The sequence below is a fragment of the Streptomyces tatrensis genome, from assembly GCF_049310065.1.
Taxonomy (GTDB): domain Bacteria; phylum Actinomycetota; class Actinomycetes; order Streptomycetales; family Streptomycetaceae; genus Streptomyces.
The window spans coordinates 5361511-5383833 of record NZ_JBMDLB010000011.1; the positions used below are offsets into that span (position 1 = coordinate 5361511).

The window sequence follows — 22323 nt, forward strand, 5'->3', positions numbered from 1 at the left end:
CGGGTTCCGGTGCAGAAGGCCGGTCGGGCGCGGGCTCCCGGGTTCCGGCGCCGCCGGGGCTACGCTCGGGGCCATGAGCTGGGTCCGGGCGCTGAAGGACACCGCCCGGTCCGGGCTGCGGGTCGAGCGGACCCGGCTGCAACCCCTCGTCGCGCTCCGCGCCGCCGTCGGTCTCGCCATCGTCATCGGCGCCGGCCTCGCCTTCCTCGGCCCCGGCTCCGCCGCCAGTTCCGCCTTCGGCGCGTACATGGCGGCCGTCGCCACCTTCCAGAAGAGCTGGCGCCCCCGGCCCGTCCTCGCGCTCGCCGCCGGGCTGACCCTGGCCGTGTCCACCTTCATCGGCTACCTCGTAGGGTCCTCGCACACCCTGGCCTTCATGCTGCTGTTCGCCGTGTGGAGCTTCGCGGCGGGCCTGATGTGGGCGGCCGGCCCCACCGCCGGCATGATCGCCTCCGGCAACGTCGCGATCATGCTGGTCACCGTCACCCTGCCCACCTCCGTGCCCCAGGCCGCCGGGCACGCCGCGATGATCGCCGCCGGCGGGGTGGTGCAGGCCCTGCTCATCGTCCTCTTCCCCATCCGGCGCTGGGGCGCCCAGCGCGACGCCCTGGCCGACGCGCTGGCCGCCGAGGCCGACTACGCGCGCCGCCTGCGCCAGGACCCGGTCGCCTCCTTCGACCCGCAGCCGCTGATGAGGGCGCGCGACGCCGCGACGGTGACGGTGCGCCAGGCCCGCCGCCGCCCCGCCGAGCTGCACGGCCCACGGGGGATCGCGGAGCGGATCCGGCCGGTGCTGGCCCTGCTGGCCGACCCGGCGGTCGGGGCCCCGGCCGAGGGCCCGGCGCGGGACCGGGCACGGGAACTGCTCGCCGCGGCCGGGTCGGTGCTGGACGCCGCCGCGTCCGCGATCCGGCGCGGTGAGGCGGTACGGGTGCCCGGGCCGGCCCTGGCCGTGCTCAAGGCCCCCGACACCGCCGACCTGCTCCAGGGCCCCGCGCTGCGCGCCGCGCACCGGCTCGCCGCCCTGCTGGACGGCGTACTCGACACCGCCGAGCCGGGCGGCTCCGGCCGCACCGCCGATCCCGACGAATCGATGCTGCGGCCCACCCTGCGGGCGCTCGCGCCGATGGTGCTGGCCTCCGTACGGGCCGAACTGCGCCCCGGGTCGCCGATCCTGCGGCACGCCGTGCGGGTCACCGCCGTGGCCTGCGCCGGCTACGGCATCGGCCACGCGCTGCCCCTCGGGCACGCCTACTGGGCCCCGATGACCTCCGTCATGGTCATGCGGCCCGATTTCACGCAGACCTACACCCGCGCCGTCGCCCGCTTCGGCGGCACCCTGGTCGGGGTCGCCCTCGCCACGGCCGTGGTCCAGCTCGCGCACCCGGGGATGTACGTGTCCGGGCTGCTCGCCGTCGTCAGCGCGGGCCTGATGTACACCTTCATGCGCACCGGGTACGCCGTATCGATGGTCTTCGTCTCCGCCTACGTGGTGTTCCTGCTCGGCATGGGCGGCCTGCGCTGGGACCAGACCGTGCCGGACCGCGTCACCCTCACCCTGGTCGGCGGGGTCCTCGCGATGATCGCCTACGCCGTCTACCCGGCCTGGGAGACCCCGCGACTGCGGACCCGGCTGGCGGACTGGGTGGAGGCCAACGGGCGGTACGCGGCAGCCGTGCTCGAGCAGTACGCCGACCCGGCCGGAGCCCGCCGCCAGGACGTGCGCGAAGCCCTGCTGGCGGTGCGCGACGCCCGGGTCGCCTGGCAGGACGCGGTGGGCCGGGCCGCGGGGGAGCCGGTGCGCCACCGCGGGATCTCCGGGGCGGCCGCCGAGGACGCGGGCCGGGCCCTGGCCGCGATGGGCCGCCACGCGATGCTGCTGGAGGCGCACTTCCCGGACCGCTCCCGGCCCCCGGTCCCGGGCGCGGCCGAGCTGGCCCGTGCCCTGCGCGAGGCGACGGAGGCGGGCGCCAAGGCGGTGCGGGAGCGCCGGGTGCCCGACTGGGAGGGGGTCCGCACGGCCCTGGCCGACGGGGACGCCCCCGACCCGGGCGTGCTGCGCGGCGCGGCGCGGCAGCTGCTGGACTCCCTGGAGGAGGTCTCCGCCGCCCTGCGGACCCCGCCGCGCCCCAGGTCCGGGGAAGGTGCCGGGGAAGGTCGTCACCCTTAGTGGTGCCGTGCCCTCCGTTCGTGCACGTGCATCTGCCCATGCAGGCGTTCATGAACACAGCTATGATCCGGTGCAGTTGACATCTGCACTATCGGGGGCTTCCTGTGGACCACGCGTACAACGGGATGGCAGCTGCAGAGCTTGACGGGGTGACCTGGCAGAAGAGCAGACACAGCAACTCGCAAGGTTCCTGTGTGGAGTTCGCGAAACTGCCCGGAGGCGACGTTGCCATGCGCAACTCGCGGTTTCCGGACGGACCGGCACTCGTGTACACGCCGGCCGAGATAGAAGCGCTGCTGCTGGGTGTCAAGGACGGCGAGTTCGACCACCTGATCGGCTGAAGACCAGCTCAAGATCAGCCATGCACGTGCAGCGGCCGGGATTGATCGCCATGATCAATCCCGGCCGCTTGTCATATTTATGGTGATTGTGCGGTGGTTCTAGTCCTGGAGCGTGAACAGCGCCCAGACCACCTTGCCGGTCAGCCGCCCCGCGAGCGGATGCCAGCCCCAGCTGTCGCTGTAGGAGTCGACGAGGAAGAGCCCGCGCCCCGACTCCAGGTCGCAGTTGCGCTCCGTCGCCTCCGGCGCGAAGCTCCCGCCGGGCCGGTCCTCGCTGGGGTCCCGCACCGCGCACACCAGTCGGGTGCTCCACCGCATCAGGTGCAGGCGTACCGGCGGCTCGCTCTCGCCCGGGGCGGGCGGGCAATCGTCCGGGAGGGCATGGCGCAGCGCGTTGGTGACGAGTTCGGAGACGACCAGTGCCACGTCGTCGAACCGGTCGTCGAGGCCCCACTGGGAAAGGGTGGAACGGGTGAAGGTGCGTGCACCGCGGACCGCTTCGAGGCGGGCGGGAAGGGCGCAGGACGCGGACCCGGAGACAGCCGTGGGGTCGACCGGGGGAAGCCCCTGCCGTAACGGCTCGAGCATGGTCGATCCATTCGTCCCCATGCGAGGCACTCCCGGGATTCGAAAGAACTGCGGGGCACGCAGGTGCGCGGGACCATGGTTCCGAATGACCGAGCCGGATGCAAGGGCAGATGCACGTGCACGCGCCGGACCTGTCCGGTCCCGTGACGGTTCTTGCTCATTTCTTCCTACGCATACTTACGGACTTCTTTTACAGCGCGGCCAAATCCGTTACAGAACGAGTACGGACAGATGCGTTTTGGTGGCAGACTGCGGGCTTTGAGGGGCACGGGGGCCCCTGCGACGCAGTCGGACGCGGCCACACGCGCGTTCGGCGTACGTATCCATCCACGGCATGGGGAGGGGCAGGACTCGTGACCGCAGAAGCCAGTGGTTCTGTGGTGCGCCGCATCCTCCTGGGCTCCCAGCTCAGGCGACTCCGAGAATCCCGCGGCATCACCCGTGAGGCGGCCGGTTACTCGATCCGCGCATCCGAATCGAAGATCAGCCGCTTGGAGTTGGGAAGGGTGAGCTTCAAGGCCAGAGACGTAGAGGACCTCCTCACGCTCTACGGAGTCACGGACGGCGCGGAGCGGGAGTCCCTCCTGGGACTGGTCCGCGAGGCCAACGTGGCCGGCTGGTGGCACAGCTACGGCGATGTCCTGCCGGGCTGGTTCCAGACGTACGTGGGTCTGGAAGGCGCCGCCTCCCTCATCCGCATCTACGAAGTCCAGTTCGTGCACGGCCTGTTGCAGACCGAGGCCTACGCCCAGGCCGTGGTCAGCCGCGGCATGCCCGGCGCCGGCCACGCCGAGATCGACCGCCGGGTCGCGCTGCGCCTGGAGCGCCAGAAGGTACTGGTCTCCGAGAACGCCCCCGTCTTCCACGCCGTCCTCGACGAGGCCGCGCTGCGCCGCCCGTACGGCGACCGGGACGTGATGCGCGGTCAGCTGGAGCACCTCATCGAGATCTCGCAGCGGCCGAACGTGCACCTGCAGGTCATGCCCTTCTCCTTCGGCGGTCACGCCGGCGAGAGCGGTGCCTTCACCCTGCTGCGCTTCCCCGAGTCCGACCTCCAGGACGTCGTCTATCTGGAACAGCTCACCAGCGCCCTCTACCTCGACAAAGACGAGGAAGTGGGGCAGTACGAGCGGGCGATGCTGCGCCTCCAGAACGACTGCCCGGACCCCGACAAGACCCGGGATCTCCTGCGCGGTCTGCTCCAACTGTCTTGATTCACACGTACTATGACGCCTGATCAGACCATGACGTCTGATCGGAGCATGACGATGACCCAGATGACCCCTGGGTCTCCGGTGCAGCGCAAGGACGCGCGTTCGACGTAAGGGATGGCATGTCCATATTCGAGGACCTGGCTCACCAGTACATCGACGGCGAATGGCTGGCCGGGACCGGGTCGTGGGACATCATCGACGTCAACCCGTACAACGGGGAGAAGCTCGCGGCCATCACCGTGGCCACCGTCGAGCAGGTCGACCAGGCCTACCGGGCCGCCGAGCGGGCCCAGAAGGACTGGGCCGCCACCAGCCCCTACACCAGACGAGCCGTCCTGGAACGCGCCCTGCGGATCACCGAGGAGCGCGAGAAGGAGATCGTCGAGGCGATGATCGACGAGCTCGGCGGGACCCGTCCCAAGGCCGAGTACGAGGTCCACCTCGCCAAGGAATTCATCCGCGAGGCCATGCAGCTGGCCGTCCGCCCCGAGGGACGCATCCTGCCCTCGCCGGTCGAGGGCAAGGAGAACCGGGTCCAGCGCCTGCCCGTCGGGGTCGTCGCCGTGATCAGCCCCTTCAACTTCCCCTTCCTGGTCACCCTGAAGTCGGTCGCCCCGGCCCTGGCGCTCGGCAACGCCGTGGTCATCAAGCCGAACCAGAACGCGCCCGTCGTCGGCGGCGGGGTCATCGCCAAGATCTTCGAGGAGGCGGGCCTGCCGGCCGGCCTGCTCAACGTCCTGGTCACCGACATAGCCGAAATAGGCGACGCGCTCCTGACCCACCCCGTCCCCAAGGTCATCTCCTTCGCCGGCTCCGACCGGGTCGGCCGGCACGTCGGCGCGGTCGCCGCCCGCCACTTCAAGCGGACCGTCCTGGAACTGAGCGGCAACAGCGCGCTGGTCGTCCTCGACGACGCCGACCTCGACTACGCGGTGGACGCGGCCGTCTTCAGCCGCTTCGTCTACCAGGGCCAGGTCTGCATGGCCGCTAACCGGATCCTGGTCGACGCCTCGGTCGCCGAGGAGTTCACCGAGAAGTTCACCACCCGCGTGCGCGCCCTGAAGACCGGCGACCCGCACGACGCCGACACCCACATCGGCCCGCTGATCAACTCCTTCCAGGCCGACGCCCTCACCGCGCTCGTCGACCGCGCCGTCGATTCCGGCGCGCAGGCGCTCGTACGCGGCTCCACGCGCGGCAACCTGGTCGAGCCGACCGTGCTCGCCGGGCTCCCCGAGGACTCCCCGCTGCTCGGCCAGGAGATCTTCGGCCCCGTCGCCCTCCTCGTCGTCTTCGACGGCGAGGACGATGCGGTCCGCCTCACCAACGCGACCCCGTACGGACTCAGCGGCGCCGTCCACACCCGGGACGTGGAGCGCGGGGTCCGCTTCGCGCAGCGCATCGAGACCGGCATGATCCACGTCAACGACTCCACCATCGGCGACGAGCCGCTCGCGGCGTTCGGCGGGGAGAAGGCCTCCGGCATGGGCCGCCTCAACGGCGAGGCCACCGTGGAGGCCTTCACCACCCAGAAATGGATCTCGGTCCAGCACGGCCGGACGCAGTTCCCGTTCTAAGACTTGATCCGTGCGTCACCAAAGGGTGAGCTGCGAATTGCAGCCGGGGCGGGTACCGGGCGTTCCGGCGTGGCCACGCAAGCGTGACTCATCCGGGGTTGCTCGGTGCCGCTGTCCGGCGGTTCGGGGAGCAGAGGTCTCACGGCGTTGCCGTGGGACTGCCACGCGACCCGGCCGCCGGAGCGGTTTCGGGCTCGGTGTGGTTGACTCCCGCAGCGCTTCTTCCAGCGCTTGCGCATAGGTGACCTGCGCGTGCCGGGACATGGTGGTGTCCAGGTACGCGGTCTTGTGGTCGTCCACGTCGGTGAAGCGGACGAACGCGGCGAGCGCGGCGGAGACGAGGTCCCGCCTGCCGGTGAGGCCGCCCGCCGTGCACGTGTGCTCACGGTCCCGCAGCGTCTTGGAGACGCGTTCACCGCACAGACAGTGCTGCGACAGGGCCGTTGACCAGGTAGAGGCCCGGACCAGCCGGCCGCCGGCGGCCTCACACTCCGCCTTGAGCGCGGAGATCAGTATGCCGGGCGTGGTCTGCGAGAGCCGCTTGCCCCACAGCCGGAACCACGTGCGGATGTCACAGTCCTCGACGACGAGTACGGGGCCGTGGACGGCGATGATCTCTCGGGCCAACAGGCGGGCGCGGTGGCGGCGGTGTTCGGCGATTCCGGCGGCGTGTTCGGCCTGGCGGGCCCGTTGCTCGCGGTAGGTGGCGGAGAGCCGGTCGCGGCGGAACGCCTGCTGCGGCACCCCGTCGGACCGTGCGGCGCGGGCACCGCCCGGTATGGTCACGGCCTTGGGTCGTAGGCCCTTCTCATCACGCCTGGCGGCTCGTTTGTCCTGCCGCTTCGACACCCCGTACTGCGTGGCGTTCATGGCCCTGCGGGAGCGTTCCAGCGCCCGCGCCCGGCCCCGCCGCTTCTTCGCCTGCTTCTCCAACAGCCGCTGCTCGGCTTCGGTGAGTGTGATCTCGGTGGACTCCGGCTCGCCGCCGGTGAGGCTGGCGGGGAAGGAGACGATGGAGAGGTCGGGACCGAAGACCATCAGGTGCGCTTCATAGACCCAGCCGCCCGGTGCGCCTGCCTTGCGGCGGCGGACGAGGTCCACCTTGTGCCAGCGGCCGGGGTGGGAGAGGAAGTGCTGCATCCGCGCCCATTGGCCGGGCCGCTGCGGGATGCGTACGGGGAGCACGAGGTCGCCGCGCCTGCTGTCGGGTCCTCCGGTGAAGACGACGGCGAGGGGGCCGGAGTGGTCCCACCACGTCGCCTTCCGGGTGCCGGGCTTGCCCCCGGTGGTCAGCTTTCCGGTGGCGACACGGACTTTGGTCACGGTGGGCTTGGGTATCCGGCGGGGCTGCGTCAGCGCGTACCGGCCGCCTGAGGTGTAGCCCGCGGAGTGGCCGTGGAGGGTGCCGACCAGTCGGAAGGTCTCCCACTTGCTCTCGGTCGTGTGGGAGCGGGCGCGTCCGGGGATCCGGATGAAGTCGTGCCAGTCACCGACTTTCGGACGGCCGAAACGTTGGCCGGTGGTGTCGGGGAAGAGGTGCCGCTGCACCCCGTTCCACACCTCATCGGCCATGTGCATGGCCAGAGCTTTGCTGGCGTGGTGCTTGAGGTGCCCGGAGTCCTCCACATGCTTGTACGCGCAGCGTTCCAGGCCCTCGCGGGACAGGCCGAGGCGCTGCCGTACGGCCTTCGCCCCCTGCTGCTCCCGTTCGTGGCACGCGGCCCAGTAGGCGTCCACCTTGGCGCGGGCGTCGTGCTGGACGGCGCGCTTGAGCGACCACATCGCCCGGTACAAGCTGTCTAGTGCTGTGACCGGAAAGGTTCACCGGGTCACGGCGCCCGGCACGGCACCTCGCCGCGTTGTCGGACCACGGAAGTACGTCCAGTACGAACCGCGGTCCTCCGCCTTGCGATGCACCGCACCGAACACCGCGACCCGGCAAACCTTTCCGGCCGCAGCACTAGCCGAGCCAGTTCGACAGGGTCGGTGACGGCCAGCGGCAGTACCATCACCGACACGATCCCAGCGTCGGGCTTGGTCCACTTCGGGGCCTTGTTCTTCCCTCGGACCCTTCGCGTCTCGGTAGCCTGCATCATCGTCACCTCCCGCCGCCCAGGCTAGATGTGCAGATGCCCGGCATGTGGCGTAATAGCCAAGATGGCCGTCCCGGATGCCTATGGCGCCAGCAGGTCGTCTTCGCCCTCCTGGCCCGCGTCGCCGGCGCGTTCGATCCCAAGATCGAACACGCTTGAATTAGGGATCAAGGCTTATCCGTGCGGGGGATCTAGACTCGGGCGGGTCAGGCGAGGACCAGTCCGGGGGAGAGCCGAGTTGAGCAACATACCGGAGACCGGGCGCACACCCCGGGTCCAGAACCGGCTCGTCATGATCCAGATCGTGGTGTTCTCGCTGCTGCTGACCCTCGGCGGGCGTCTGTGGTACCTGCAGATACGCAACGGCCAGGAGTACACGGACGAGGCGAAGAACAACCACACCCAGCAGGTCGTCCAGCCCGCCGTGCGCGGCTCGATCCTCGACTCCCGCGGGATCCCGCTCGCCGACAACGAGACCCGCATGGTCGTCTCCGCCAGCCGCACCGAGCTCTCCAAGATGAAGGACCGCGGCAAGGGCGTCCTCACCGAGCTCGCCGGGGTGCTGGGCCTCGACGCGGAGGAAGTGGTCAACGGCGTCCGGCTGTGCGACTCCAAGACCCCCAAGCCCTGCTGGAACGGCTCCCCGTACCAGCCGATCCCCATCACCGACGAGGCGACGACCGACCAGGTCCTGGAGATCCGGGAGCACGCCGAGCAGTTCCCCGGCATCACCGCCGAGCCCACCGCCCTGCGCCGCTACGCCGGCCCCGACGGCGCCAACACCTCCCAGGTGCTCGGCTACCTCTCCCCGGTCACCGACGAGGAGATCACCAAGGCGAAGGGCTCCGACTCCCCGTACCTGCGCTCCGACCAGGTGGGCCGCAGCGGCCTGGAGCGCACCTACGACAAGGACCTGCGCGGCAAGGCGGGCATCACCCGCTACGAGGTGGACAACCTCGGCCGGATCCTCGGCGAGGGCACGAGCGACAAGCCCCAGCCGGGCGCCAACGTCGTGACCTCGATCGACTCGCGCGTGCAGGCCGTGGCCGAGCGCGAGCTGAACAACGCGATGATCGAGGCCCGCAAGGGCATCGACAAGAACAACACGGGCCGCCATTACGAGGCCGACTCGGGCGCCGTCGTGGTCATGGAGTCCAAGACCGGCCGGGTCGTCGCGATGGCCTCCAACCCGACGTACGACCCGAACGCCTGGGTCGGCGGGATCTCCGCGAAGGACTACGCCTCCCTCACCGACAAGGAATCGAACTACCCGCTGCTGAACCGCGCCATCCAGGGCCAGGCGGCCCCCGGCTCGATCTTCAAGGTGGTCTCCTCGACGGCCGCGGTCAACGCCGGCTACCCCTTCAACCGGCTCTACGGCTGCCCGAGCTCGTACTCGGTCGGCAGCCAGGTCTTCACCAACTTCGAGTCCCAGGGCTACGGCGACATCACCATCGGCAAGGCCCTGGAAGTCTCCTGCGACACCGTCTACTACGCCATCGCCGACAAGGAGTGGAAGAAGGACGGCGGCATCAAGCCCAAGGCCAAGCCCGGCGACTGGTTCTTCAAGACCGCCCACGAGTTCGGCCTCGGCAAGCGCACCGGCATCGACCTGCCCAGCGAGGTCCCGGGCCGGGTCCCCGACCGCCAGTGGAAGAAGGACTTCTTCGAGGCGAACAAGGCCGCCTGGTGCCGCGACGGCAAGAAGAACGGCTCGTACGCCGAGAAGATCGCCTACGAGAACTGCCGCCAGGGCAACCAGCTCCGCGAGGGCGACGCGATCAACTACTCCATCGGCCAGGGCGACACCCTCGTCACCCCGATCCAGATGGCCTCCGTCTACGCCGCCATCGCCAACGGCGGCACCCTGCACCAGCCCAGCATCGGCAAGGCCGTGGTCAGCGCCGACGGCGCCTCGGTCAAGGAGATCGCCCCGAAGGTGCAGGGCAAGCTCCCCATGAACGCCAAGCTCCGCAAGGACATCGACGGCGCCCTCGCCGACGTGGCCACCACCGGCAGCGCGGCCTGGCGGTTCGGCGGCTGGCCGCAGAAGCAGATCCCGATGCACGCGAAGACCGGTACGGCCGAGGTCCAGGGCAAGCAGACCACCTCGTGGTTCGCCTCCTACACCGAGGACTACGCGATCGTCATGACCATCTCCCAGGGCGGCACCGGCTCCGGAGCCTCGGGACCGGCCGTCCGCAACATCTACGAGGCGATGTACGGCCTCGACGAGAAGGGCGCCCAGGACCTGAAGAAGGCCCTGCTGCCCAAGCCGCAGAAGGAACTTCCGCCGGTCCGGCAGGAAAACCAGTGATTCCCGTGATTGCGGACAGAAACTGACCGCAAGGCTTCGTAACGTGGTTCTTGTCAGCAGGAGAGACACGCAGGACACACGGAACAGAAGGCGGTCAGGTCATGGCTCAGATTTCCATGGAGGTCCCCGGTGACGAGCGCGGCACGCTCCTCGCCTTCGTCGAGGCCCAGCGCGCGGCGCTGCGCGAGGCCGCGCAGGGGCTGACCGAGGAGCAGGCGGCGAGCAAGCCCAGCGTCAGCGAGCTCTCCCTGTCCGGGCTGCTCAAGCACGCGGCGAACTGCGAGGAGGGCTGGCTGCGGATGGCGCAGGGCGCGACCGAGTACCCGGAGGGCGACTGGGCCGACGGCTTCCGGCTGGTCGAGGGCGAGTCCATGCCTTCGGTGCTGGCGTACTGGGACGGGATCAGGCAGGAGACCGAGGCGTTCATCGCCGCGGTCCCCAGCCTCGACAACAGCTTCCCGCTGCCTCCGGCCCCGTGATTCCCGGCGGACGCGAAGGTCTCGATGCGCTGGGTGCTCCTGCACCTGGTGGAGGAGTTCGCCCGGCACGCGGGCCACGCCGACATCATCCGCGAGTCCATCGACGGCACCCGCGCCATGGGCTAGGCAGCCCCTTTCGGAGACGGCCTGGCCGCGGCGTTCCGGTCCTCGCCCCGACTCCGTGACGCCCCCGGCACCGGGACTTGCACCTCACGCGGCGTGAGGGACCAGGCTGGCCGCGTACCCGAGAAGAGGAGCGGAAAGCGATGGGCTACTCCGTGGGCCAGGTCGCCGGATTCGCCGGAGTCACGGTGCGCACGCTGCACCACTACGACGAGATCGGGCTGCTCTCCCCGAGCGGCCGCAGCCAGGCGGGACACCGGCGGTACGACGACGCCGACCTCGACCGGCTGCAGCGGGTCCTGTTCTACCGGGAGCTCGGCTTTCCGCTCGAAGAGGTCGCGGTCCTGCTGGACGACCCGGAATCGGACCCGGGGGAGCACCTGCGCCGGCAGCACGCCCTCCTGACCGACCGGATCGCCCGGCTCCAGCAGATGGCCGCGGCCGTCGAGCACGCCATGGAGGCGAAGAAGATGGGCATCAACCTCACGCCCGAGGAGAAGTTCGAGGTCTTCGGGGATTTCGATCCCGAGGAGCACGCCGAGGAGGCCGAGCGCCGCTGGGGCGACACGTACCGGGAGTCCGCCCGCCGGACCGCCTCGTACACCAAGGAGGACTGGCTGCGGATCCAGGCCCTGGCCGAGGACATCAACCGGCGGTTCGCCGCCCTCCTGGACGCCGGGACGTCCGCGGAGTCCGAGGAGGCCATGGACCTGGCCGAGGAGCACCGCGGCTGGATCAACGGCAGCTACTACTTCTGCACGTACGAGATCCACACCGGCCTCGGCGAGATGTACGTCGCGGACGAGCGGTTCACGGCGTACTACGAGGCCGTGCGGCCCGGGCTCGCGGTGTTCGTACGGGACGCGATCCTGGCCAACGCGGTCCGCAAGTCGTAGCGCCGGTCCCCTGGAACCAGGCGGGGGCGGTGTGCGTTCATAATTGGACGGACACCCCCCACCTGATCCAGGAGAGCCCGGAACCCGTGAATACGCTTGCGCTCGGCCCCGAGTGGATCTCCCCGGAGTACCTGATCGGGCAATTCGGCCTGGTCGGCACCCTGATCATCGTGTTCGCCGAATCGGGGCTCTTCGCCTTCCTGCCCGGCGACTCCTTGCTCTTCACGATGGGCCTGTTCGTCGCGAGCGGCGCCGTCAAGGAGCCGCTGTGGCTGGTGTGCACCCTGATCGTGATCGCCGCGATCATCGGTGACCAGGTCGGATACATGATCGGCAAGGTCTTCGGCCCGAAGATCTTCAACAAGCCGAACTCCAAGCTCTTCAAGCGCGAGAACCTCGACGCGGCGCACGAGTTCATGGAGAAGCACGGCCCCAAGGCCATCGTGCTCGCGCGCTTCGTGCCGATCATCCGCACCTTCGCGCCGATGGTCGCGGGCGCCACCGCGATGAAGTACCGCACCTTCCTGACGTTCAACGTCATCGGTGGCATCCTGTGGGGCGCGGGCGTCACGATCCTGGGCTACCAGCTCGGCCAGTTCGAGGTCATCAAGAACAACGTCGAGCCGATCTTCATCGGCATCGTCCTGATCTCGGTCATCCCGGTGGTCTTCGAGGTGCTCAAGTCCCGCAAGCAGAAGAAGGCGGCGGCGGCCGGCGGCACCGAGCCCGGCTCCGGCGAGGACCCGCAGGCCCCGGGCCAGCGCAGCGGCCGCCACGCGAAGCGCTAGGGCCCGCCCGAAGCCCCGTACGATGCCCCGCCGACCGGCACCCCGGTCGGCGGGGCATCGGCGTTCTAGAAGCCGCGGGTGCGCTTCGCCGCGCCGCGCTTGGCCGCACTGGCCGCGCCGGGGATGCGCATGAACAGGCGGGACGTCTCCGAGCCGAGGTTGACGCCGATCGCGATGGCCAGCGCGATGGCCGCGGCGTTCGTCAGCGAGCCCAGCCCCTCGTTCAGCCGGTTCTCGGCGATCAGCAGCAGCCCGTAGTACGTGGCCGAGCCGGGCAGCAGCGGGCCGATGGCGGCCGTGACGAAGGGGAGGGCCGAGGAGAACCGGTGCCGGGCGAGGAGCTGCCCGAAGAGGCCGACCAGTCCGGCGGCGATCGCGGTGGACGGCACCGCCGGCATGTTGGCGGCGTAGTGCAGGGCCCCGTAGATCACCCAGGCGATCCCGCCGTTCAGCGTCACGAACGACACGGTGGAACGTTCCTGCTGGAGCAGGATCGCGAACGTGAACACCAGAACCATCGAGGCGGCGATCTGGAGCAGCGGCCGCTGCTCGATCTGCAGCACGTCCTCCGGCTGCGGATTGGAGCCGAACTGGACGCCGACGTAGAGCACCACCAGGACGCCCATGATGATGCCGATGAAGAGGTACATCACCTCCAGCAGCCGGGCGGACGCGGTGATGTAGTAGCCGGTCAGACCGTCCTGCACGGCCGCCACCAGGGCACGCCCCGGGAGCAGGGCGAACAGCCCGCCGGTGATGACGGCCGAGGAGCGCAGGTCGAGGTCGGTCATCTTCAGCGCCACGCCCATCGCGGCCGGCGGCATCGCCGCGACCACGAACTGGTAGAACTCCGGCAGCCCGCGCCCGGCGCACAGCCAGGCCAGCCGGTCTCCGAGCACCGCCCCGAGTGCGGCTGCGAAGAACACCAGCACGCCACCGCCGACCAGCGTGGAGGCCGCGCCGGCGAGCAGGCCGGCGGCTCCCGTGAGCACCCAGCCGGGGTACGGGTGCCGGTTGCGGCGGATCTCGGCGAGCCGGCGGTACGCGTCCTCCAGCGAGATGTCGACCTCGTGCGCGGTGATGTCGTTGACGAGGCTGAACACGGCCGAGAGCCGGGTGTAGTCCGTGCCGCGGCGGCGGACGGTGCGGTTCGCCGACACGGGGTCGTCCACCAGGGAGGGCTGGTGGGTGATCGACAGCAGGGTGAAGGTGACGGTGGGCTCGCAGCGGTCCAGGCCGTAGCTGCGGGCCACGGCGAACATCGCGGCCTCCACGTCCTCGGCGCCCTCGCCGCCCGAGAGCAGCAGCTCGCCGATGCGCAGCGTCAGGTCGAGCACGCGCCCCACGGCCGGCCCGGTCTCCGCGGCCAGCCGCTGCGAGGGCTCCGGCACCGGCCGCACGTCGACCGGCATGCGCAGCACCGTGCGCATGCGGTCCTGCCAGGGGGACTCCTTCAACCGGGTGACGGGGAAGCCCGGAGAACCGGTGTAGGCCGGCGGGGAGTGGGCGGCGCTGTAGGTGTGCGGCGTGGCGAACGCGGAGCCCTCCGGCTCCACGGCGACCGACGCGAGCCCGTCGGGGACGGCGAACTCCGAGGTCGGCTGGTCCTCCTCGGTCGCCTCGGGGTCCACCCCGACCCCGTCCGGCACGGAGAACGCGCTGCGCGCCTCGTCCGACTTCGGCTTCCGGTCCTCGGACCCGGATCCCTCGCCCTCCGCCACGCGTCCTCCAGTCCCCGAGCCAGCCGGTATCAGTATGCGGAACCGTTCCATCCACGGCGAAACAGGAATCTGCCCCGCAGCTGAACTTTCAGCCGCAGGCGCCTTTCCAGCCGGGCGGGCCAGATCCGAGCCGGGCGGGCCAGATCCGAGCCGGGCGGGCCAGATACGAGCCGGGCTGACCAGATCCGAGCCGGGCTGACCAAATCCGGGCCGGGCCGACCAAATCCGGGCCGGGTGGGCCAGATCCGAGCCGGGGCCGGCCAAATCCAGCCTCGCCGGCGTTTGAGGCGCGGGGGTCCGGGGGCGGAGCCCCTGGGACACGCACCCGCACCCGGCACCCGCACCCCGCACCCGCACCCGGACACGACGACGGGCGGCACCCCGTTCAAGGGGGTACCGCCCGCGGTGTCACAGGGGGCCGACGGGGCATCCCGTCAGCCCCTCACCGAGCGGAGCTCAGTGCTGGCCGCCCTGGGCCTCGAGGCGCTTGTACGAGGCCTCGATCTCGGCCTCGGCCTCAACGCGGCCGACCCAGTTCGCGCCCTCGACCGACTTGCCCGGCTCCAGGTCCTTGTAGACCTCGAAGAAGTGCTGGATCTCCAGGCGGTCGAACTCGGACACGTGGTGGATGTCGCGCAGGTGCTCCACACGCGGGTCGGATGCCGGCACGCACAGCAGCTTCGCGTCGCCGCCCGCCTCGTCCGTCATGTTGAACATGCCGATCGCGCGGCACTTGATCAGGCAGCCCGGGAAGGTCGGCTCGTCAAGGATGACCAGCGCGTCCAGCGGGTCGCCGTCCTCGCCGAGGGTGTTCTCGACGAAGCCGTAGTCGGCCGGGTAGCTGGTCGAGGTGAAGAGACGACGGTCCAGACGGATCCGGCCGGTCTCGTGGTCCACCTCGTACTTGTTCCGCGAACCCTTGGGGATCTCGATGGTGACGTCGAACTCCACGTCCTGCTCCTCCATGATCAGCTTCAGCAGCTTGATTGCTTCGAGACTGCGTTGATTCGCCTGCGTGCGTGGCCGACCCGGCCCTGCCGGGTGGGGTGCCATGCTCGCGGCAAGACGCAATGGTTAAGTGTCCCTCACGCATATGTGTGATCGCGAAAGGGGCTGGTCCGAGGTGCCATTGGTGGTCAAGACCTGGCAGCTCATCGCGGTGTCGGCCGTCGCCGGCCTCGCCCTGTCGGCCGCGACGGTGGCCGCCGCGGGTCCCTGGGACTCCGGCCAGCGTAAGGCCGAGCGGGACAAGGCCGCCTCCTGGGGCCGTACGGGTGGCGCAGATCACGGTACGGACGCCCCCGCGGCGCTCCCGCAGGCGGCCCCCAGCGCCCCCGGAGTGCTCGCCGGCGTGCGCCCGGCCGGAGCCGGCTCCGGCGACCGGGCCGGAGCCGTGGACCCCGGCGCCCTCGCCGCCGCCCTGCGGCCGCTGCTCGCCGACCCCGCCCTCGGCACCGCCCGCGGCGCCTCCGTGATCGACACCGCCACCGGGCGGGTCCTCTACGAAGCCGGGGCCCGGCAGGCCATGACCCCCGCCTCCACCATCAAGATCGTCACCGCGGCGGCCTCCCTCGCGGCCCTCGGCCCCGACCACCGGATCCGCACCACCGTGACCCCCGGCTCCGCACCCGGCCGGATCATCCTGGTCGGCGGCGGCGACCCCTCGCTCACCGCCAAGAAGAAGGCCCCCGCCGGCTCCGGCGGCAGCCTCGTCGCCCTCGCCGCGGACACCGCGCAGGCCCTCAAGGCCGCCGACACCGCCTCCGTGGCCCTCGGCTACGACGACTCGCTCTACACCGGCCCCGTCGTGCACCCGATCGGCGAGAACCCCAACCTCGCGCCCGTCACGGCCCTGACCGCCGACGAAGGCCGCCCCGACAACTCCTTCTCCGGCCCCGTCAAGCGCAGCCAGGACCCCTCCCGCGACACCGCCCGGGCCTTCGCCGCCCTGCTCCGGGAACGCGGGGTCAAGGTCACCGGCGAACCCGCCAGGGCCAAGGCCGCCACCGGGGCCGTCCCGCTCGCCACCACCCTCTCGCCGCCGCTCGCCGGGCTCGTCGAGCGGATGCTGACCCACAGCGACAACGACATCGCCGAAGCCCTGGCCCGCCAGACCGCCCTCGCCTCCGGAGCACCCGCCAGCTTCGACGGCGTCGCCGGAGCCGTCGGCGCCAAGATCGCCGCCCTCGGAGTCGACACCGCCGGCTCCCGCTTCGCCGACGGCAGCGGACTCAATCGCGCCGACCGGGTCAGCGCCGGCCTGCTCACCGCCCTCCTCGCCAAGGCCGCCGACCCCCAGCGCCCCGAACTGCGGCCCGTCCTGACCGGACTGCCCGTCGCCGGATTCACCGGCACCCTGCGCACCCGCAACTCCGGCGGCTCCCCGGCAGCCGGCCTGCTGCGGGCCAAGACGGGCACCCTGAGCGGCGTGAACTCCCTCGCCGGCACCGTCGTCGACCCCACCGGCCGACTGCTCGCCTTCGCGTTCCTGACCGCGAACACCCCGGAGCCCGGCCCCGCCGAGAAGGGCCTCGACAAGCTCGCCGCCGCCGTGGCCACGGCTTCCTGACGATCCCGTCCGCTTCCTGGGGATCCCGCCCGCGCGCAGGTCCACGTACGGTTGACGCATGACGAGCTTCGGCGGTGCGGAGATGGTCGACTGGAACCTCGCGGTGGCGACCGCGACCAGGCTCGTGCGGCCCGGTCCGGAGGTGGGCCGGGACGAGGCACGGGCCGTCGTCGCCGAACTGCGCAGACACGCCAAGACCTCGGAACGGCACGTGCGCGAGTTCACGCGGATGATGCCCGAAGGCATGACCCCGGCCGACACCCCCGTCCTCGTCGTGGACCGGGCCGGCTGGGTCAAGGCCAACGTGGCGGGCTTCCGCGAGCTCCTGTCCCCCCTCCTCGGCAAGATGCAGGACCGCCGCTCCGGCACCCCCGGCGGCGCCGTGCTCGGCGCGGTCGGCGGCAAGGTCACCGGCGTCGAGCTGGGCATGCTGCTCAGCTTCCTGGCCTCCCGCGTGCTCGGCCAGTACGAGACCTTCGCGCCCGCCGGCCTCGACCTCCCGGGCTCGGCCACGGGCGGCCGGCTGCTCCTCGTCGCGCCGAACATCGTCCACGTCGAGCGGGAGCTGGAGGTGGACCCGCACGACTTCCGGCTCTGGGTCTGCCTGCACGAGGAGACGCACCGTACCCAGTTCACGGCCGTCCCGTGGCTCCGCGAACACCTGGAGGGCGAAATCCAGACGTTCCTCGGCGCCACCGAAGTGGACCCGATGACCGTCCTGGAGCGACTGCGCGAAGCCGCCCAGTCCTTCGCCGGCGCCCGCCCCGACGCGGAAACCGGAGACGAGGGCCGCTCCCTCGTCGAGCTCGTCCAGACCCCCGAACAGCGCGAGGTACTGGCCCGGCTCACCGCCGTCATGTCCCTGCTGGAGGGCCACGCCGACTTCGTCATGGACGGGGTCGGCCCCGAGGTCGTCCCCTCGGTCGCCGAGATCCGCGAGAAGTTCCAGCAGCGCAGGGCCAGCGGCGCGGGCCGGCTCGACGCCGCGCTGCGCAAACTCCTCGGCCTCGACGCGAAGCTGCGCCAGTACCGCGACGGCGAACGCTTCGTGCGCGCCGTCGTCGGCCAGGTCGGCATGGACGGCTTCAACCGGGTCTGGACCTCCCCGAACACACTGCCGACCAAGGCCGAGATCGCCTGCCCCGCGGACTGGGTGGCCCGGGTCCACCGCAAGGGGAGCGAGCAGAGCGAGGCGAGCGAAGAGGTGTGACCCAAGAGGCGTGAAGATGTCCCTCTGGGGGAAGCAGCGTCACCCGTCCGAGGGACCGTGGGGCGTGGAAGGGCGTGCGATGCTCGGGGAACGGCTCGGTTCTGTCACCATCGACGCACTCTGAGTGACAGCCCCTCCGCCCGCGGGGGGCGCCGGGCAGCACACCGGCACACCACCTCCCCAAGCCTCCCCAGCGCCTCCGAGGCACCGAACTCCACCGAAGGGCACCGGACATGGGTCCCCATCCTGCGGTCGCGGCGATACGCCTGGCGGTCCGCCGCGTACTCCACGACGTCCTCACCGACCTCACCGACCTCACCGACCGTCCCGCCACCACCCCCGCACCCCGGGTCGGCCGCCCCGGCCGCACCGTCGGATCCTCGGCCGGTGCCGCCCCCCACGACCCCCTCCCCGACACCGCCCCGCTCGTCCTCGTGGCCTGCTCCGGCGGCGCGGACTCCATGGCCCTCGCCTCCGCCCTCGCCTTCGAGGCCCCCAAACTCGGAATCCGGGCCGGCGGCATCACCGTCGACCACGGCCTCCAGGACGGCTCCGCCCTGCGCGCCGCCGAGGTCGTCTCCCGCATGACCGCGCTGCGCCTCGACCCCGTCGAGTCCGTCGCCGTGCGCGTCGGCCGCGACGGAGGCCCCGAAGCCGCCGCCCGCGACGCCCGCTACGCGGCCCTGAACGAGGCCGCCGACCGGCTGGGCGCCGTCGCCGTACTGCTCGGCCACACCCGCGACGATCAAGCCGAAACCGTCCTGCTGGGCCTCGCCCGCGGCTCCGGCATCCGCTCGCTCTCCGGCATGCCCGAAGTGTCCGGAGGCCCGGGAGGCTCCGGGGAGCCCGGCGCCCGGGGCCGCGGCCACCGCTACCGGCGGCCCTTCCTCCAGGTCGACCGGCAGACCGCCCGCAAGGCCTGCATGGTCCAGTCCCTCGCCGTCTGGGACGACCCGCACAACATCGACCCCGCCTACACCCGCTCACGGCTGCGCCACGAGGGCCTGCCCGCCCTGGAGAAGGCGCTCGGCAAGGGGGTCGTGGAGGCGCTCGCCCGCACCGCCCAGCTCTCCCGCGACGACGCCGACGCCCTGGACGCCTGGGCCGCCGACGCCGAGAGCGGCGTACGCGACGAAGACGGCCGCCTGGAGTGCGCCAAGCTCTACGCGCTGCCCCCCGCGGTCCGCCGCCGCGTGCTGCGCCGGGCCGTCGTCGCCGCCGGTTCCCCCGCAGGCTCCCTCTTCGCCCGCCACATCGAGGAAGTCGACCGGCTCATCACCGGATGGCGCGGTCAGGGAGCCATCAACCTGCCCGGCCGGGTCGAGGCCCAGCGGCAGGGTGGCAGACTGGTCATCCGGCAGGGCTGATTGGTGCTGAAACACGGCTGAGACCTCCGGGGTCACCCCCCGGAGCCCCAGCCGACAACGAAAGTGATGCGGGTGGACGAGAAGGACATGGGCAACGACCTCCAGTCGGTGCTCATCACCAAGGAAGAGATCGACGCGAAGCTGGCAGAGCTGGCCGCGAAGATCGACGCGGAGTACGCGGGCAAGGACCTGCTCATCGTCGGCGTCCTCAAGGGCGCGGTGATGGTGATGGCGGACCTGGCGCGCGCCTTGTCCACCCCGCTCACCATGGACTGGATGGCGGTGTCCTCGTACGGCGCCGGGACCCAGTCCTCGGGCGTGGTGCGGATCCTCAAGGACCTGGACACCGACATCAAGGACAAGCACGTCCTGATCGTCGAGGACATCATCGACTCGGGCCTGACCCTGTCGTGGCTGCTGTCGAACCTCGGCTCCCGCCAGCCGGCCTCCCTGGAGGTCGTCACGCTGCTGCGCAAGCCCGACGCCGCCAAGGTCGCGATCGACGTGAAGTGGGTCGGCTTCGACATCCCGAACGAGTTCGTCGTCGGCTACGGCCTCGACTACGCCGAGAAGTACCGCAACCTGCCGTTCGTCGGCACCCTCGCTCCCCACGTCTACGGCGGCTGATCCAGAGCCCGACAGGGGAACCCTGGAGCGTTTCCCGCCGTTGGAGCATGGAAAGGCGGGTCTGTCAGCCGTCCCATGAGGCCGCGGGTGACAATGCAGGGGTACATTCCGACGAACAGTCTTTACTCACAGCAGCATTTACCTACGGGCAGGAGGGACGGGGTGCCTAGCGCCCCGTATGGATGGACGTGAAGCGATACTTCCGTGGGCCGGTTATGTGGATCGTGCTGGCCGTCCTCGCCGTGGTCGTGTTGATGAACGTCGTCGGCTCCGGCGGCGGCTACAAGTCGGTGGAGACCAGCGAGGTCATCAAGGCGATCAACAGTGGCCAGGTGGACAGCGCCAAGCTCACCACCGGTGACAGCCAGATGATCAAGATCGAGCTGAAGAAGGACCAGAAGCTCGGCGACAACGACGGCACCAAGTTCCAGGCCAACTACATCGGGGACCAGGGCGTACAGCTCGCCCAGAACCTCCAGACCAAGTTCGAAGCCGGTCAGATCCCTGACGGATACTCCGTCACGCCGGACAAGACCAGCCCGTTCCTGAGCGTGCTGCTCTCGCTGCTGCCGTTCGTCCTCATCGTCGTCGTCTTCCTGTTCCTGATGAACCAGATGCAGGGCGGTGGTTCCCGGGTCATGCAGTTCGGGAAGTCCAAGGCCAAGCTCATCACCAAGGACACGCCGAAGACGACGTTCGCCGATGTCGCGGGCGCGGACGAGGCCGTCGAGGAACTCCACGAGATCAAGGAGTTCCTCCAGGAGCCGGCCAAGTTCCAGGCCGTCGGCGCCAAGATCCCCAAGGGCGTGCTGCTCTACGGCCCGCCCGGCACCGGTAAGACCCTGCTCGCGCGTGCCGTCGCGGGCGAGGCCGGTGTCCCCTTCTACTCGATCTCCGGATCCGACTTCGTCGAGATGTTCGTCGGTGTCGGTGCCTCGCGTGTCCGCGACCTGTTCGAGCAGGCCAAGGCCAACGCCCCGGCGATCGTCTTCGTCGACGAGATCGACGCCGTCGGCCGGCACCGCGGTGCGGGCCTGGGCGGCGGTCACGACGAGCGCGAGCAGACCCTCAACCAGCTGCTCGTCGAGATGGACGGCTTCGACGTGAAGGGCGGGGTCATCCTGATCGCCGCCACGAACCGTCCCGACATCCTCGACCCGGCCCTCCTGCGCCCCGGCCGCTTCGACCGCCAGATCGCGGTCGACCGTCCGGACATGCAGGGCCGTCTGGAGATCCTCAAGGTCCACCAGAAGGGCAAGCCGACCGCACCGGACGTGGACCTGGGCGCTGTCGCCCGTCGTACGCCCGGCTTCACGGGTGCCGATCTCGCCAACGTCCTGAACGAGGCCGCGCTGCTCACGGCCCGCTCGGACGGGAAGCTGATCGACAACCACGCGCTGGACGAGGCGATCGACCGCGTCGTGGCGGGTCCGCAGAAGCGGACCCGGATCATGTCGGACCGGGAAAAGAAGATCACCGCGTACCACGAGGGCGGACACGCCCTGGTCGCGGCGGCTTCCCCGAACTCCGACCCGGTGCACAAGATCACGATCCTGTCCCGCGGCCGGGCCCTGGGTTACACCATGGTCCTGCCCGACGAGGACAGGTACTCGACCACGCGCAACGAGATGCTCGACCAGCTCGCGTACATGCTGGGCGGGCGCGCGGCCGAGGAACTGGTCTTCCACGACCCGACCACGGGCGCGGCGAACGACATCGAGAAGGCCACGGCAACGGCCCGCGCGATGGTCACGCAGTACGGCATGACCGAGCGTCTCGGCGCGATCAAGTTCGGCGGAGACGCCACCGAGCCGTTCCTGGGCCGCGAGATGTCGCACCCGAGGGACTACTCGGAAGAGGTCGCCGCGCTGGTCGACGAAGAGGTCAAGAAGCTCATCGAGACCGCGCACAACGAGGCCTGGGAAATCCTGGTCGAGAACCGCGACGTCCTCGACAACCTCGTCCTCGCCCTCCTCGAGAAGGAGACGCTCAACAAGGAGCAGATCGCCGAGGTCTTCTCGACGATCGTGAAGCGCCCGGCCCGCCCGGCGTGGACCGGCTCCTCGCACCGCACGCCGTCCACCCGTCCGCCGGTGCTCTCTCCCAAGGAGCTCCAGCTGACGAACGCGGCGAACGGCACGTCCGCGGCCTCGGCCGTGTCCGTGGAGAAGTCCCCGGAGCCCTCCCCGGAGGAGCTCCCGGAGGCCTAGTACCTCCCGGAATGGAAGCCGCGCCCCCCAGGT

General features: G+C 70.6%; 15 protein-coding genes and 2 pseudogenes. 13 read left to right on the forward strand and 4 right to left on the reverse strand.

Going from position 1 to position 22323, the window contains the following annotated elements:
• The first annotated feature begins 73 nt into the window (after positions 1–73).
• The gene (locus ACODT5_RS40395; protein ID WP_422523967.1) at positions 74–2170 is read left to right on the forward strand and encodes an FUSC family protein; all 2097 of its coding nucleotides are present in this window, start codon (positions 74–76) and stop codon (positions 2168–2170) included.
• Between the two features lie 104 nt (positions 2171–2274).
• On the forward strand, positions 2275–2511 hold the full coding sequence (locus ACODT5_RS40400; protein WP_215011402.1) for a DUF397 domain-containing protein: 237 nt from the start codon (positions 2275–2277) through the stop codon (positions 2509–2511).
• 99 nt (positions 2512–2610) lie between these two features.
• Here the strand turns inward: ACODT5_RS40400 and ACODT5_RS40405 are convergent, their stop codons facing one another.
• Positions 2611–3099 carry an ATP-binding protein gene (locus ACODT5_RS40405; protein WP_422523968.1) on the reverse strand — a complete coding sequence of 163 codons (489 nt, stop codon included), beginning with the start codon at positions 3097–3099 and terminating at the stop codon, positions 2611–2613.
• A gap of 353 nt (positions 3100–3452) precedes the next feature.
• Between ACODT5_RS40405 and ACODT5_RS40410 the strand changes: the two genes are divergently transcribed.
• Positions 3453–4313: a helix-turn-helix domain-containing protein gene (locus ACODT5_RS40410; RefSeq protein WP_422523969.1), complete on the forward strand. Its 861-nt coding sequence runs from the start codon at positions 3453–3455 to the stop codon at positions 4311–4313.
• Positions 4314–4432: 119 nt separating this feature from the next.
• A complete protein-coding gene (locus ACODT5_RS40415; protein WP_422523970.1) occupies positions 4433–5890 on the forward strand; it encodes an aldehyde dehydrogenase family protein in 1458 nt (485 codons plus the stop codon).
• Between the two features lie 15 nt (positions 5891–5905).
• On the opposite strand, the gene ACODT5_RS40420 is transcribed toward ACODT5_RS40415, so the two are convergent.
• The gene (locus ACODT5_RS40420; protein WP_422523971.1) at positions 5906–7672 is read right to left on the reverse strand and encodes a transposase; all 1767 of its coding nucleotides are present in this window, start codon (positions 7670–7672) and stop codon (positions 5906–5908) included.
• 549 nt (positions 7673–8221) lie between these two features.
• On the opposite strand from ACODT5_RS40420, the pseudogene mrdA reads away from it, so the two are divergent.
• The 4 genes and pseudogenes from mrdA to ACODT5_RS40440 form a co-directional block, all read left to right on the forward strand.
• Positions 8222–10291: pseudogene (gene mrdA, locus ACODT5_RS40425) on the forward strand (penicillin-binding protein 2); the annotation flags it as partial.
• Between the two features lie 110 nt (positions 10292–10401).
• Positions 10402–10905, forward strand: a pseudogene (locus tag ACODT5_RS40430) (DinB family protein).
• A 140-nt stretch (positions 10906–11045) separates the two neighbouring features.
• The gene (locus tag ACODT5_RS40435) at positions 11046–11798 is read left to right on the forward strand and encodes a MerR family transcriptional regulator (RefSeq protein WP_422523972.1); all 753 of its coding nucleotides are present in this window, start codon (positions 11046–11048) and stop codon (positions 11796–11798) included.
• Positions 11799–11884: 86 nt separating this feature from the next.
• Positions 11885–12586: a DedA family protein gene (locus ACODT5_RS40440; protein WP_422523973.1), complete on the forward strand. Its 702-nt coding sequence runs from the start codon at positions 11885–11887 to the stop codon at positions 12584–12586.
• 65 nt (positions 12587–12651) lie between these two features.
• Here the strand turns inward: ACODT5_RS40440 and ACODT5_RS40445 are convergent, their stop codons facing one another.
• The gene (locus ACODT5_RS40445) at positions 12652–14358 is read right to left on the reverse strand and encodes a threonine/serine exporter family protein (RefSeq protein ID WP_422523974.1); all 1707 of its coding nucleotides are present in this window, start codon (positions 14356–14358) and stop codon (positions 12652–12654) included.
• A 405-nt stretch (positions 14359–14763) separates the two neighbouring features.
• Complete coding sequence (locus ACODT5_RS40450; RefSeq protein WP_266912864.1) at positions 14764–15258, reverse strand: inorganic diphosphatase; 495 nt, start codon at positions 15256–15258, stop codon at positions 14764–14766.
• Between the two features lie 181 nt (positions 15259–15439).
• On the opposite strand from ACODT5_RS40450, the gene dacB reads away from it, so the two are divergent.
• The 5 genes from dacB (at position 15440) to ftsH (ending at position 22290) form a co-directional block, all read left to right on the forward strand.
• Positions 15440–16876, forward strand: a complete 1437-nt coding sequence (dacB, locus tag ACODT5_RS40455) for a D-alanyl-D-alanine carboxypeptidase/D-alanyl-D-alanine endopeptidase (protein ID WP_422523975.1) — start codon at positions 15440–15442, stop codon at positions 16874–16876.
• A 58-nt stretch (positions 16877–16934) separates the two neighbouring features.
• Positions 16935–18086 (forward strand): zinc-dependent metalloprotease, encoded by a 1152-nt coding sequence (locus tag ACODT5_RS40460; RefSeq protein WP_422523976.1) that lies wholly within the window; start codon positions 16935–16937, stop codon positions 18084–18086.
• 233 nt (positions 18087–18319) lie between these two features.
• Positions 18320–19453, forward strand: a complete 1134-nt coding sequence (gene tilS / locus ACODT5_RS40465) for a tRNA lysidine(34) synthetase TilS (protein ID WP_422523977.1) — start codon at positions 18320–18322, stop codon at positions 19451–19453.
• A gap of 66 nt (positions 19454–19519) precedes the next feature.
• Entirely contained in the window at positions 19520–20080 is a 561-nt protein-coding gene (gene hpt / locus ACODT5_RS40470) for a hypoxanthine phosphoribosyltransferase (protein WP_243339812.1), read from the forward strand.
• Between the two features lie 182 nt (positions 20081–20262).
• Positions 20263–22290, forward strand: coding sequence for an ATP-dependent zinc metalloprotease FtsH (gene ftsH / locus ACODT5_RS40475; protein ID WP_422523978.1), 2028 nt, complete (start codon positions 20263–20265; stop codon positions 22288–22290).
• Positions 22291–22323 lie beyond the last annotated feature (33 nt).